The organism is Streptomyces sp. NPDC102437 (assembly GCF_044765565.1).
In the GTDB taxonomy this organism is placed as follows: domain Bacteria; phylum Actinomycetota; class Actinomycetes; order Streptomycetales; family Streptomycetaceae; genus Streptomyces.
The window spans coordinates 18,811-31,605 of the sequence record NZ_JBIWKI010000002.1; the positions used below are offsets into that span (position 1 = coordinate 18,811).

Here is a 12,795-nt window from a genome sequence, read left to right on the forward strand (position 1 = left end):
CCGTCGCTGGGGTGTGACCGGCCGGTCGGCTGGTGTGCGGCCGCTTTGTCATTCGGCCCTGTGGTGGGGGCCCTGTCCTGCCGAGAACCCATCTTCGCACTTGTTGACGGTGAGCGGGACGCGGGGCCCGGGTCTGAGACGGATGATCATCCGTCTCAGGGGGTTACCGCTGCGTAGACCCCTACTGATTTCGTCGAGAGCGAAACCGGCCGGATCCGTGCGGCGATGCCGTCGGCTTAACACGTACGGCCCCGGGCCTATGCCCGGGGCCGTACGTCACAGCAGCGGCCTCAGCCGAGGTCGCCGGCGGCGGTGCGCTCGGCCAGCCTGACCAGCGTGCGGACCGCGGAACCGGTGCCGCCCTTGGGGGTGTAGCCGTACGGCGCGCCCTCGTGGAAGGCCGGACCGGCGATGTCCAGGTGCGCCCAGGCGATGCCCTCGCCCACGAACTCCTGCAGGAACAGACCGGCCACCAGGCCGCCGCCCATCCGCTCGCCCATGTTGGCGATGTCGGCGGTCGGGGAGTCCATGCCCTTGCGCAGGTCGGCGGGGAGCGGCATCGGCCAGGAGGCCTCGCCGACCTCCTCGGCGATCTCGTGGATGGAGGTACGGAAGGCGTCGTCGTTCGCCATGATGCCGAAGGTGCGGTTGCCCAGCGCCAGCACCATCGCGCCGGTCAGGGTCGCCACGTCGACGATCGCGTCCGGGTTCTCCTCGGAGGCGCGGGTCAGCGCGTCGGCGAGGACGAGCCGGCCCTCGGCGTCGGTGTTGAGGACCTCGACGGTCTTGCCGCTGTACATGCGCAGCACGTCACCGGGGCGGGTGGCGTTGCCCGACGGCATGTTCTCGGCGAGCGCCAGCCAGCCGGTCACGTTGACCTGGAGGCCGAGGCGGGAGGCCGCGACGACGGCCGCGAACACGGCGGCGGCGCCGCTCATGTCGCACTTCATCGTCTCGTTGTGGCCGGCCGGCTTCAGCGAGATGCCGCCCGAGTCGTAGGTGATGCCCTTGCCGACCAGGGCCAGGGTCTTCTCCGCCTTCGGGTGCGTGTAGGCGAGCTTCACCAGGCGCGGGCCGTGGGTCGAGCCCTGGCCGACGCCCAGCAGACCGCCGAAGCCGCCCTTGACGAGCGCCTTCTCGTCGAGGACCTGCACCTTGATGCCGTGCTCCTTGCCCGCGGCGGTGGCCACGGCGGCGAAGGACTCGGGGTACAGGTCGTTCGGCGGGGTGTTGATCAGGTCGCGGGAGCGGTTGATCTCCTCGGCCACCGCGACGGCGCGCTCGGCGGCGGCCTTGAACGCCTTGTCGCGCGGCTTGGCGCCGAGCAGGGCGACCTCGCCGAGCGGCAGCTTCGCGCCGTTGCCGTTCTTCTTGCCCTTGGGGGCGAGCTTGTTCTCGCCGCCCTGGTACGCGGTGAAGGCGTACGCGCCCAGGAGCGCGCCCTCGGCGATCGCGCCGGCGTCCTCGGCGGACTCGACGGGCAGCGCGAAGCCGGCCTTCTTCGAGCCGGACAGGGCACGGGCGGCCGAGCCGGCGGCGCGGCGCAGCGCCTCGCTGTCGTACGCCTCGTCCTTCTTCGGGACGGAGCCGAGCCCGACCGCGATGACGACCGGGACCTTGAGGCCGTCGGGTGCGGGAAGCTTGGTCACCTCGCCCTCGGTACCTGCGGCGCCCAGGGCCTCCAGGACGGTGGCGAGCTTTCCGTCGAACGCCTTGTCCACGGCCTCGGAGCCCGGCGCGAGGACCAGACTCCCAGACTTGGATCCAGAGCCCTTGGCGACGCCGACGACGAGTGCGTCGGCGCGCAGCGTCGCCGCACCGGCAGTGCTGAGAGTGAGAGCAGTCACGGTGGTGAAATCTCGCTTCCGTTGAGTTCGTTGTCGGTCGAGGGGTGGGCCGACCGTGCCCGGCGCATCGTAGACGCCGCCGCAATGTGCCGGGAATGAGCCTACGCGCGCCCTTGGTGCCGGAACACGGCGGCGGGCCGTGGATGGCTCGTTGTGGAGCCACGGCTCCGGCCCCGGGCATCCGGGCCGGGGTCCGTGCGGCCGGAAACGGCGGTGGACATAGGGTCGTTGGAGGTGCCGGACCCGCGGGAGGAGAACCATGCGCGCCCGTGGGGTCGCACGCGTGACGGGAGGGAGCCGGGCACTGCCCGTCGCCGTACTGATTCTGCTGGCCCTGCTGGCCGGCTGTACTTCGGCGCCCGAGCCCGCCGGGAAGGACCTCTGGCGGCCGGAGCCCGGCACCGGCTGGCAGTGGCAGCTCTCCGGACGGCTGGATCCGACGGTGGACGTCCCGGTGTACGACATCGACGGCTTCGACCACAAGGCATCGGCGGTGGCCGATCTGCACCGCCGGGGCCGCAAGGTGATCTGCTACCTCTCCACCGGAGCCTGGGAGGACTTCCGTCCGGACGCCGGGAAGTTCCCCGCCTCGGTACGCGGCAGGGGCAACGGCTGGGAGGGGGAGTACTGGCTCGACATCCGCCGCACGGACATCCTGGAGCCGCTGATGGAGCGGCGGATCCAGATGTGCGCCGAGAAGGGGTTCGACGCGGTGGAGCCCGACAACATGGACGGCTACCGCAACCGCACCGGCTTCCCGCTGACCGCCGCCGACCAGTTGCGCTACAACCGGCTGATCGCCCGGATCGCCCACCGCCACGGGCTCGCCGTCGGCCTGAAGAACGACCTCGGGCAGATCCCGGAGCTGGAGCCGGACTTCGACTTCGCGGTCAACGAGCAGTGCGCACAGTACGAGGAGTGCGAGAAGCTCACCCCGTTCGTGAAGGCGGGCAAGGCCGTCCTCCACGTCGAGTACGAGCTGCCCCTCACCCGGTTCTGCGCCGGTTCGCGGCGGCTGGGGCTCAGCTCGCTGCTGAAGAAGTACGAACTCGGCGTGTGGCGCCAGGAGTGCCCGAAGGACCGCGCGCAGAACGGCTAACCGAACGTCAGGACCACCAGGGCCGCCGTCGCCGCCGTCTCCGCCAGCGCGCCGAACACGTCGCCGGTCACCCCGTCGAAGCGCCGCACGCAGTGCCGCAGCAGGAGCTGGGCGACGCCGAGCGCGGCCACCGCGGCGAGCGCGTGGTGCAGCGCCCCGTACCCGCCGAGCAGCGCACCGGCACCCGCGCAGCCAGCGGCCACCACGGCCCCGACCGCCACCGCGTCCCGCCCCGTGACCGTGCCCGCCACTGCCGCACCCAGCCCCTCCGGACGGGCCGGCGGCACACCCCGGCGGGAGGCCAGGGTGAGCGCGAGCCGGGCGGTGACCGCGGCGACCGCCGCCGCCACCGCGCCGTACGCCCAGCCCCGCCCGTACAGCTCGTACAGCGCCGCGACCTGGGCCAGCAGCACGAACAGCAAGGTGATCACACCGAACGGACCGATGTCCGACTGCTTCATGATCCGCAGGGCGTCGTCGGCGGGCTTGCCGCTGCCCAGGCCGTCGGCGGTGTCAGCGAGCCCGTCCAGATGCAGACCCCGGGTCAGCGCGGCGGGAACGGCGGCCGAGGCGACCGCGGCGAGCAGCGGTCCCGAGCCGAGCAGCAGCAACAGGCCGCCGGCCGCAGCCGCGAGCAGCCCGACGACGACGCCGGCCAGCGGCGCGCACAGCATCCCGGCGCGGGCGGCCTCCCGGTCCCAACGGGTGACGCGGACGGGGAGCACGGTCAGGGTGCCGAAGGCGAAGCGGACGCCGTGGCTGTTCAGGGAGGTCACGGCGCGCAGGCTAATCGGTGCGCCCGGCCGATAGATTGCCCGTAACGCGACAGACCATGACAGAAGTGTCTTATCGGGAGTGGATGGCATGGGTCACTGGTTCGAGCAGAACATCGTCGAGCCGGGGAAGCTGCCGCTGCTCCTCGCCCTGGCCTCCTTCGTGCTCACCTTCGCGATCACCCGGTTCATCACCCGGATGATCCGGGCTGGGAAGGGCCCGTTCCGCAACGTCACTCCCGGCGGGATGCACATCCACCACGTGGTCCCCGGGGTGGTGCTGAGCGTCGTCGGTGGCTTCGGCGCGGTCGCCAGCGGGCGGGAGGGCGTCACCGCGGCGATCTGCGCCGTGGTCTTCGGCGCGGGCGCGGGACTGGTGCTGGACGAGTTCGCGCTGATCCTCTACCTCGACGACGTGTACTGGACCGAGGAGGGCCGCCGGAGCGTGGAGGTGGTGGTCCTCACCGCGGCGCTGGTGCTGCTGGTGCTGGGCGGGTTCTCACCGCTCGGCGTGAACGAGCTGAGCAGCGACGAGCAGCAGGGCCGGCTCGGCGTCGTCCTGACCCTGATCGTCAACTTCTGCTTCGTGCTGATCGCGCTCTTCAAGGGCAAGGCGCGGCTCGCGGTCGTCGGCACGCTCGTCCCGTTCGTCGCGCTGATCGGCGCGATCCGGCTGGCCCGGCCGACCTCGATGTGGGCCAGGCGCTTCTACCGAAACCGCCACCGGGCCCGCGCCCGCTCGGTGCTGCGCGCCTACCATCACGACGTGCGCTGGGTGGGGCCTCGGCGCAGGTTCGAGGATCTGATCGGCGGCGCACCGGACAAGGTGCCGCTCCCCGGACGCAAGCCCTGATTCCGGGCCCGCTCGCGGCGGGGCGCGCGGACGCACATCAGAAGGACCGCGGCGATCGCCACCAGGTGCTCCTTGCCCGCCAGATTGTTCTTCAGCACCACCTCGGCCACCATCGCCGCGATCACCAGCGCCCCGGTGAAGGGGGCCCGGTGGACGTAGCAGAGATAGACGGCGAGGCCCACGACCGCCGCCGACGGGCCGGTGTCGACGACCTGGGCGTCCGAGGCCGGCAGCCCGAACAGCCTGTCCGGGCCGAGGGCGACGCCGATCCGCGCGTACAGCGTCCCGGTCAGCGTCGCCACGTACGCGATCAGCAGCGTGCGCCACCGGCCCAGGCAGATCTCGGCGGCGCCGAACACCAGCAGGATCTGCACCAGCGCCCCCCAGACCGGCAGATCCAGCGCCGGTACGAACAGCGACAACGGCGTACGCAGCAGCGACGCCCACAACGGGTCCTCGGCCCGCACCGCCCCGAGGGAGTGGACCACCCCGAACCCCCACGAGCGGTTCTGCAACGCATGGAGCAGCGCCGTCAGGCAGACCGCGGCGACCGTCATCCCGGCCGCCCGCAGCCGGCGGGCCGTGAGCGCCGCGCGTACGGTCGTCAGCAGCGGACCCCACTCGCGGCGGGCTGCCCGGCGCAGCGCACGCACGGGTCTCATCCGTCGTTCCCCAGGTGCGAGCGGTGCAGCCACTTGGGCAGGCCGGGCGCCTCCAGGAAGCCTTCGGCACGGCCCGCCGCGACGCCGATGCGCAGCAGATCCGAACTCTTCTCGAACAGCATGAAGCGTGGCTCCCAGATCGGCCGGTACTTGGCGTTGGCGCGGTACAGCGACTCGATCTGCCACCAGCGCGAGAAGAAGCTGAGCATCGAGCGCCAGAGCCTGAGCACCGGTCCGGCGCCGAGCCGCGAACCGCGCTCGAAGACGGACCTGAACATCGCGAAGTTCAGTGAGACCTGCGTGATCCCGATCTCCTGGGCGCGCTGGAGGAGTTCGATGACCATGAACTCCATCAGCCCGTTCTCGGCGTCCCGGTCACGGCGCATCAGGTCCAGCGAGAGGCCGTTCGGCCCCCAGGGCACGAAGCTCAGTACGGCACGCAACTCGCCCGGCGCGCCCTCCTCGGTGGGGGCGTTGCGGCATTCGAGCATCACGCACCGGCCGTCGGCCGGATCGCCGAGCCGGCCCAGCGCCATCGAGAAGCCGCGTTCGGTCGCCCCGTCGCGCCAGTCGTCGGCGCGACGCACCAGTTCGGCCATCTCGGCCTCGGGGATGTCCGCGTGGCGGCGGACGGTCACCTCGTACCCGGCGCGCCTGATCCGGTTGTACGCCTGGCGGACGGTCCGCATCGCCCGCCCTTCGAGGGTGAACTCGGAGGTCTCCACGATCGCTTCGTCGCCCAGCTCCAGGGCGTCCAGGCCGTGCCGCGAGTAGACGGTGCCGCCCTCCTCGCTCGCTCCCATCACCGCCGGGATCCAGCCGTGCTCGCGGGCCTCGGCCAGCCACGGCCCGATCGCCCCCGGCCAGGCCTCCGGGTCACCGATGGGGTCACCGGAGGCGAGCGAGACCCCGCCCACCACCCGGTAGGCGACGGCGGCCTTCCCGGTCGGGGACCAGATGACGCTCTTCTCCCGGCGCAGCGAGAAGTAACCGAGCGAGTCGCGGTCGCCGTGCTTCTCCAGCAGCGCCCGGAGCCGGGCCTCGTCCTCGGGGGTGATCGGGTCGACGGCCCGGCGGGACCGGAACGCCGCGTACACGACGGCGATCAGCAGCAGCGTGGAGAGCACGTTGATGGAGACGTCGACCCAGCCGGGGGTGGTGATCCCGGGGAAGGCGGCGTCGTTGTCGGCGACGGAGACCAGCCTCAGCGCCCCGTAGCGCCAGCGGTCCAGGAAGGTCGCGCGGTAGTCGTCGGTCGCGGTGTTGGTGAGGGTGACCAGGCCCGCGGCGATCAGCGAGGTGACCAGCAGCCCGCCGACCGCGACGACGGCCGCCAGCTTCGGGTTGGACCGGTCGCCCTTCGCGTAGAACTCGCGCCGCCCCAGTACCAGCGCCAGGACGAAGGCGGCGGTCAGCGCCAGCGAGATCCAGTTCTGCGGATACCGCCGCATCTCCGGGGAGGCGATCACCAGGGCGAAGAGGAGCAGCAGCAGCCCGCTCACCACGATGTTCACGATCCAGGCGGCCCGCTTTCGGCGGCGCATGGTGACCGCCAGGAAGAGGGCGACGACCCCGGAGGAGAAGCCCGCGGTGAGCAGGTAGGGGGTGAAGTAGTTCGCCGTGTTGTGGCGGCGCAGATCGTTGCCGAGAGTGACCCAGACGGCGCTCAGGAAATTGATGAACGACACGACGCGCAGGTACCAGATGGCGAACGCCGCGCCGCGCCGCGACCGGACGGTGCTCGGTGCCCGGACGGAGCCCCGCCCGCAATCGTCGGTGGCCAATCGGACCTCTCCCATGAAAAGCGATCATATGGTGCATCGCACTGCATGAGGGGCTGCGCTGCGGCCGGTGTTCAACGGCCGCAGCACCGCCGGCCCGTGAGCCCGGGACCGGCCGGTCTCAGGTCGCGTCGCCGTACGCGGCGGCGCCTGTCCCGGCTCCCTCTTCGGCGCCGTCGTTCTCCTCCTCGGCGACGAGTTCGCGTTCGGGCAGTTCGGCCGCGAGTGCGGCCGCCGCCCGGACCAGCGGGAGTGCGAGCAATGCCCCGCTTCCTTCCCCCACGATGACGCCGTGGTCCAGCAAGGGGTTGAGCGCCATCCGGTCCAGGGCCTTGGCCTGGGCCGGCTCGCCGCTCGCCTGACCCGCCAGCCACCAGTCCGGCGCCCGGAAGGCGGCCCGCTGCCCCACCAGCGCACAGGCCGCGGAGACCACGCCGTCCAGGATCACCGGCAGCCTGCGCACCGCGCACTGCAGCAGGAACCCGGTCATCGCCGCCAGATCCGCGCCGCCCACCGTGGCCAGCAGCTCCATCTGGTCACCGAGGACCGGCCGGGCCCGCCGCAGCGAGTCCCGGATCGCCGCACACTTGCGCATCCACGCCAGATCGTCGATGCCCGTGCCGCCGCGCCCGGTCACCACCGAGGCGTCCGTACCGCACAGCGCCGCGACCAGCGTGGCCGCGGCCGTCGTCCCGCCCACGCTCAGGTCGCCGAGCACCACCAGATCGGTGCCCGAGTCGGCCTCCTCGTCGGCGATCGCCATGCCGAGCCGTACCGCCTGTTCGGCCTCCTCGGCCGTCAGCGCGTCCTCGATGTCGATCCGGCCGCTGCCGCGCCGCACCCGATGACGTACCACCGACTCCGGCAGCAGCTCCGGATCGCAGTCCAGGCCGGCGTCGACGATCCGTACCGGTACGGAGAACTGCCGGGCCAGCACCGCGAGCGGCGTCGCGCCGTCCAGCGTGGCCCGCACCAGCTCGTGCGCGGTCTTGGCCGTGCGCCCGGAGACACCCAGTTCGGCAACCCCGTGATCACCGGCGAAGAGCACCACGCGCGGCTGCTCGATCGCCCTGACCGGTACGGACTGCTGCGCGGCCGAGAGCCATTCGCCCAGCTCGTCCAGGCGGCCGAGGGCGCCGGCGGGAACGGCCATGCGTTCCCGGCGTTCCTCGGCATCGCGCCGTACGCCGCCGTCGGGGCGTTCGATCAGGTCGGAGAAGTCGTCCAGATTCACGGGGATCTGCCTCGCGGGTCGATGCGTCGAGTGGGCCGGTGAGCCCGGCGGCGGGCTCACTGCGGAACAGTACCCGCCGCATTTCCGGCGCCCGCTCGGCGCGATGCACTTCCCCCGGACCGCGGGCGCGGGCGCCCGGTCAGCCCCGCAGGACCAGCGCCTGACCGGCAACCACCAGCAGCACCTGCTCGCACTCGTCGGCGAACGCGGCGTTCAGCCGGCCCAGCTCGTCCCGGAAGCGCCGCCCGGCGGCCGTCGCGGGCACCACGCCCGAGCCGGTCTCGTTGGTGACGGCGACGACCGTACGACGCGTTCCCCGCACCGCCGCGACCAGCTCGGCGGTCCGCTCCCGCAGGGCGCCCTCGCCGGACTCCGCCCACGCCGCGTCGTCCCAGGCGTCCACCCGGTCCATCGCGTCGGTCAGCCACAGCGACAGGCAGTCGATCAGCAGCGGCGGCCCGTCCGACTCCAGCAGCGCCACCAGCTCACAGGTCTCCTCGGTGCGCCAGGCGGCCGGCCGCCGCTCCCGGTGCAGACCGATCCGGGCCGCCCACTCCGCGTCGCCTTCGCGGCCGCCGCCGGTCGCCACGTACACCACCTCGGGAAACGTCTCCAGGCGCCGTTCGGCCTCCACCGACTTTCCCGACCTGGCCCCTCCCGTCACCAGCGTGCGCCGGGGCACCGCCGGGGCCGTGCGGTACTCGCCCACCAGCAGAGTCGTCCCGTCCACCGCCGCCCGCGCGCCGGCCGCCGCGAGCCGCCGGTCCAGCTCGGCACCGGGCGGCGCGTCATGGTCCAGATGGACGGCCACGATCTCGGTGGCCGGGCCGATCGCCGCCACGGCCCGCAGCCGCGCCACCGCGTCCGGCCGCCCCACCACATCGCCGACCACCATGTCGTACGGCTCCGCGACCCGGTCCGTGAGACCGGCGGGCGCGGCCCCCGGCGGCATGTACAGCAGCCGCGCTCCCGCCGGTCCGGTGACCTCGTACCCGGTCCCCGGCGCGTCCATGGGCACCGCCCGCACCCGGTGCCCGCTGATCAGCGTCAGCTCCCGCCCGTCCGGCACCCGCCCCGCCGGGGGCAGCCCCGCGGGCAGTTCCACGGCGGGCCCGTCGTGCGGATGGGTGAGCAGCACCTGCCGCACCCCGGTGAGCGAGTGCCCCGCACGGGCCGCGGCGAACACGGCCCCCGGAGTGAGGTCGAGCAGCAGCGCGTCGTCGACCAGCAGCGCGGTCGCGGCCCGCGAGCGCGCCCCGTGGGCGACGGCGCAGGCGGCGCAGGGGCATTCGGGCCGCGGCAGCCCATCGGGGGCTCCGGTGCCGAGCAGAGTCAGTTCCACGCCTTCGATCCTCCCGTGTCCGTGCGACCGGTGCGCGACCTGGGTGCGTCCGGACAGGTGCGGAGCCGGTCCCCGCACCGGACGCAGGCACTAGGCTGCGGGGCAGCAAAGCGACCCAGGAGGCGGACATGGCGTGGACGTGGCGGTTCGAGAAGTCCGACGGTACGGAGACGGAGCCGGCCCTGCAGCCGGAGGAATTCACCACCCAGGGCGACGCGGAATCCTGGATCGGTGAGTACTGGAAGGAACTCCTCGACGGCGGGGCGGACCAGGTGACGCTCTTCGACGACTCGACGAAGATCTACGGCCCCATGAGCCTCCAGGCGGACCAGGGCTGATCCGCCTCCGCGCGCGAGGAGAGACGATCCCGGGTTCCCCGTCTCCTCGCGCGCGGGAGTTCCAGGGTCCTTCGTTCGAATCAGGGACCGGGGGCCGGTGCCGTGCATCGCGAGGCGGAGCCGACAGCTCGGGAAAGGAGCGTCGGCGACCGACGACAACGCGGCGAGGCGCGGCACCGGGGCACGCGAGCCCGGCATGATCCGGACGAGTGGCCCTAGATCTCGCCCAGGGTGACCTTCGCCGTCTTCTCCGCCCCGTCGCGCAGATAGGTCACCGTGACCTTCTGGCCCGGCTTGTCCGAGGCCAGCGCCTCCGACAGGGTGGTGATCGTCGTGACCGGCTGGTCGTCGATCCTGGTGATGATGTCGCCGGGCCGCAGCCCGGCCTTGTCCGCGGAGCCGTCCTTCGTCACGCTCGCCAGCGCCACCCCGGCCGGGTTGTAGTTGTCGTCGACTACCGTACGGCCGGTGATGTTCAGGGCCGCCCGGCCCGAGTCGGTGACCTTGCCGCTCTTGATGATCTGATCGGCGACCGTCTTCACCATCGACACGGGGATCGCGAACCCGATCCCCGGCGCCGCGCTGCCGCCCAGTTCAGGGTCGGTCGCCGCCAGGGTCGGGATGCCGATCACCTCACTGTTCAGATTGACCAGCGCACCCCCGCTGTTGCCCGGGTTGATCGCAGCCGAGGTCTGCACCATGTTCGCGATCGTCGCGCCGGTGCCGCCGCCCGTGCGGCTCTCGCTGACGGTGCGGCCGAGCGCCGAGACGATGCCCTGGGTGACGCTGGAGGACAGACCGAGCGGCGAGCCCATCGCCAGAACGATCTGCCCCACCTCGACCTTCTCCGAGTTGCCGAACTTGGCGGGCTTCAGCCCGTCCGGCACGCTGTCGAGCTTGATGACGGCCAGATCCTGATCCGGGTAGGAGGCCACCAGCGCGGCCTTCAGCACCTTCTCGCCGGTCGCGACGGTGACCTTGAACGTCCTGTCGTTGCCGACCACATGGGCGTTGGTGACGATATGGCCCTTGGTGTCGTAGACGATGCCGGAGCCCAGGCCCTCGGAGGTCTGGATCTGCACCACCGACGGCAGCACGGTCTTGATCACTGCCTGGTAGTCGCTCTGCAGATCGCTTGCGGTCCGGGTCGCGGAGGCCGGATCGCTGGGTTCGGTCCTGGGTGATTCGGAGGCCGCGTCCGAGCAGCCGCTCACCAGGGCGATCGCACAGACTCCGGCGGCCAGGGGCAGCAGCAGCCGGCGAACGCGGGAGTGGAATATATCCATGCCCCGATTGTTGCTTTTGGCCCTTTTGGCGGCCTCTTGAGTTCGGCCGGTCGGGTCACGTCGCCGGGCAGCCCCGGCGACGTGCCGCCGTGTCCGCTCAGCCCCGGACGCCGCACAGGTGCAGCAGCGCGGCCACCCGGCGGTACGGATCCGTCCGCCCGGCCCGGTCCTCCGCGGCGAGCACCTGCTCCAGCTCTGCCGCGGCCGGCAGCTCCACGTCGTTGCTCACGTTGTCGGTGAAGACGCGCACCCCGTACCAGGCGTGCAGGGGCGCAGCGATCCCGGCGAGGGTGGACGTCAGGGCGTCCAGCCGGTCGGCCCGTACCGTGAGGCCCAGCCGGTTGGTGTACGTGTCCGTGTCGAAGGCGGCCAGTGCCGCGTCCCAGTCCCCGGCGGTCCCGGTGCGCATCGCCAGGGCGTCCGCGTTCCGTACGAGCAGCGACAGCAGCCCGCCCGGGGCGAGCATCCGGGCCAGGCCCGCCAGCATCGCGTCCGGATCCCGGACATACATCAGCACGCCGTGGCAGAGCACCACGTCGAAGCTGCCGGGCAGGAAGTGCACCCCGGTGTCCAGGCCGTTGCCCTCGATCAGCCGGACCCGCTCGCGGATGCCCGCGGGTTCGCTGCCGAGCGCCTCCCTGGCCACCCGCAGCATCTCCGCGTCCGACTCCAGGCCGGTCACCGTATGACCGGCCCGCGCCAGGCGCAGCGCCTGGGTGCCCTGGCCCATGCCGACGTCCAGCACGCGCAGCCGCTGCCCGACCGGGAAGCGTGCCGCGATCTGTTCGTCGAGCTGCCGGGCCACGAGCTCCTGGCGGACGGTGTTGCGCAGCCCGCCGAGCCCCTTCAGCCACACCGAGGAGGCTCCGGTGAACCCGGTGACCGGAACGACATCGTCCGGCCGGCCGGCGGACGGACCGCCGGCCGAGCCGGAGATGGGCGTGTTCAGGGCCGCTCTCCCCGCTTGACCTGCGGCTTGGGCAGCCGGAGGCGTCGCATCTGAAGCGTGCGCATCAGGCCGTAGGCGACCGCGCCGCGCTTGGGCGTATCGGGGAAGCGCTGGTTCAGCTGCTTCTTCAGGCGGAACGAGAGGCCGATCGAGTCGATCACGATCAGCACGATCACGATGAGCCAGAGCAGCAGCGAGATGTTCTGGATGTTCTGCACCTGGATCACGCTGAGGATCAGGATGATCACGGCGAGCGGCAGGAAGAACTCCGCGACGCAGAAACGCGAGTCCACGTAGTCGCGGACGAAGCGCCGCACCGGGCCCTTGTCGCGAGCCGGCAGATAGCGCTCGTCGCCACTGGCGAGCGCCTCGCGCTGCTTGGCCATGTCCACACGGCGTGCTTCGCGCTGCCGCTTCATGGCCTCCTTGCGGTCGAGAGGCGCGCCACTGGAGGCGCGACGGCGCTGCGACTGGGCATCGCTGCGCCTGGGGGTGGGGCGACCTTTGGGGGCCTGCGGGTCGCGGGGCTGCTTGGAGAGGTCCGCCGTCACCTTGCCGGTGGGCGCCTTCTCTTCCTTCGAACGGCTACGGAACACAAGGCCCAAGGGTACGGGGTCGATCGCCACGACCC

General features: G+C 72.1%; 12 protein-coding genes. 3 read left to right on the forward strand and 9 right to left on the reverse strand.

The annotated features are described in order from the left end of the window. Window positions 1–290: 290 nt before the first annotated feature. Complete coding sequence (locus ACIRJP_RS03385; RefSeq protein WP_404167701.1) at window positions 291–1,847, reverse strand: leucyl aminopeptidase; 1,557 nt, start codon at window positions 1,845–1,847, stop codon at window positions 291–293. A gap of 259 nt (window positions 1,848–2,106) precedes the next feature. Between ACIRJP_RS03385 and ACIRJP_RS03390 the strand changes: the two genes are divergently transcribed. Continuing rightward, a complete protein-coding gene (locus ACIRJP_RS03390) occupies window positions 2,107–2,946 on the forward strand; it encodes an endo alpha-1,4 polygalactosaminidase (protein ID WP_404167703.1) in 840 nt (279 codons plus the stop codon). On the opposite strand, the gene cobS is transcribed toward ACIRJP_RS03390, so the two are convergent. Next, complete coding sequence (cobS, locus tag ACIRJP_RS03395) at window positions 2,943–3,722, reverse strand: adenosylcobinamide-GDP ribazoletransferase (protein WP_404167705.1); 780 nt, start codon at window positions 3,720–3,722, stop codon at window positions 2,943–2,945. The two genes, ACIRJP_RS03390 and cobS, sit on opposite strands and share 4 nt — an antisense overlap. Before the next feature lie 88 nt (window positions 3,723–3,810). Here cobS and ACIRJP_RS03400 point away from each other — a divergent pair, with 88 nt between their 5' ends. Further along, window positions 3,811–4,572, forward strand: a complete 762-nt coding sequence (locus ACIRJP_RS03400; protein WP_404167707.1) for a hypothetical protein — start codon at window positions 3,811–3,813, stop codon at window positions 4,570–4,572. On the opposite strand, the gene ACIRJP_RS03405 is transcribed toward ACIRJP_RS03400, so the two are convergent. The 4 genes from ACIRJP_RS03405 to ACIRJP_RS03420 form a co-directional block, all read right to left on the reverse strand. Continuing rightward, window positions 4,479–5,234, reverse strand: a complete 756-nt coding sequence (locus ACIRJP_RS03405; protein ID WP_404167709.1) for a hypothetical protein — start codon at window positions 5,232–5,234, stop codon at window positions 4,479–4,481. The two genes, ACIRJP_RS03400 and ACIRJP_RS03405, sit on opposite strands and share 94 nt — an antisense overlap. Next, a complete protein-coding gene (locus tag ACIRJP_RS03410) occupies window positions 5,231–7,033 on the reverse strand; it encodes a phosphatidylglycerol lysyltransferase domain-containing protein (protein ID WP_404167711.1) in 1,803 nt (600 codons plus the stop codon). Before ACIRJP_RS03410 ends, ACIRJP_RS03405 begins: the two co-directional genes overlap by 4 nt. A 103-nt stretch (window positions 7,034–7,136) precedes the next feature. Then, a complete protein-coding gene (gene cobT / locus ACIRJP_RS03415) occupies window positions 7,137–8,249 on the reverse strand; it encodes a nicotinate-nucleotide--dimethylbenzimidazole phosphoribosyltransferase (protein WP_404167713.1) in 1,113 nt (370 codons plus the stop codon). A gap of 139 nt (window positions 8,250–8,388) precedes the next feature. Next, complete coding sequence (locus tag ACIRJP_RS03420; RefSeq protein WP_404167715.1) at window positions 8,389–9,591, reverse strand: bifunctional adenosylcobinamide kinase/adenosylcobinamide-phosphate guanylyltransferase; 1,203 nt, start codon at window positions 9,589–9,591, stop codon at window positions 8,389–8,391. A 128-nt stretch (window positions 9,592–9,719) separates the two neighbouring features. Here ACIRJP_RS03420 and ACIRJP_RS03425 point away from each other — a divergent pair, with 128 nt between their 5' ends. Continuing rightward, window positions 9,720–9,929 carry a hypothetical protein gene (locus ACIRJP_RS03425; protein WP_072483289.1) on the forward strand — a complete coding sequence of 70 codons (210 nt, stop codon included), beginning with the start codon at window positions 9,720–9,722 and terminating at the stop codon, window positions 9,927–9,929. A gap of 215 nt (window positions 9,930–10,144) precedes the next feature. Here ACIRJP_RS03425 and ACIRJP_RS03430 read toward each other — a convergent pair whose 3' ends face one another. The 3 genes from ACIRJP_RS03430 to ACIRJP_RS03440 form a co-directional block, all read right to left on the reverse strand. Then, window positions 10,145–11,215: a S1C family serine protease gene (locus ACIRJP_RS03430; RefSeq protein ID WP_404167717.1), complete on the reverse strand. Its 1,071-nt coding sequence runs from the start codon at window positions 11,213–11,215 to the stop codon at window positions 10,145–10,147. A gap of 97 nt (window positions 11,216–11,312) precedes the next feature. After that, window positions 11,313–12,047: a class I SAM-dependent methyltransferase gene (locus ACIRJP_RS03435; protein ID WP_404168187.1), complete on the reverse strand. Its 735-nt coding sequence runs from the start codon at window positions 12,045–12,047 to the stop codon at window positions 11,313–11,315. A gap of 113 nt (window positions 12,048–12,160) precedes the next feature. After that, on the reverse strand, window positions 12,161–12,760 hold the full coding sequence (locus ACIRJP_RS03440) for a DUF3043 domain-containing protein (protein WP_404168189.1): 600 nt from the start codon (window positions 12,758–12,760) through the stop codon (window positions 12,161–12,163). Window positions 12,761–12,795: the final 35 nt, after the last annotated feature.

Coding starts and splice junctions, on each gene's coding strand:
- ACIRJP_RS03390 (WP_404167703.1), top strand. CDS start 2,107: ATGCGCGCCCGTGGGGTCGCACGCGTGACGGGAGGGAGCCGGGCACTG.
- ACIRJP_RS03400 (WP_404167707.1), top strand. CDS start 3,811: ATGGGTCACTGGTTCGAGCAGAACATCGTCGAGCCGGGGAAGCTGCCG.
- ACIRJP_RS03405 (WP_404167709.1), bottom strand. CDS start 5,234: ATGAGACCCGTGCGTGCGCTGCGCCGGGCAGCCCGCCGCGAGTGGGGT.
- ACIRJP_RS03410 (WP_404167711.1), bottom strand. CDS start 7,033: ATGGGAGAGGTCCGATTGGCCACCGACGATTGCGGGCGGGGCTCCGTC.
- ACIRJP_RS03425 (WP_072483289.1), top strand. CDS start 9,720: ATGGCGTGGACGTGGCGGTTCGAGAAGTCCGACGGTACGGAGACGGAG.
- ACIRJP_RS03430 (WP_404167717.1), bottom strand. CDS start 11,215: ATGGATATATTCCACTCCCGCGTTCGCCGGCTGCTGCTGCCCCTGGCC.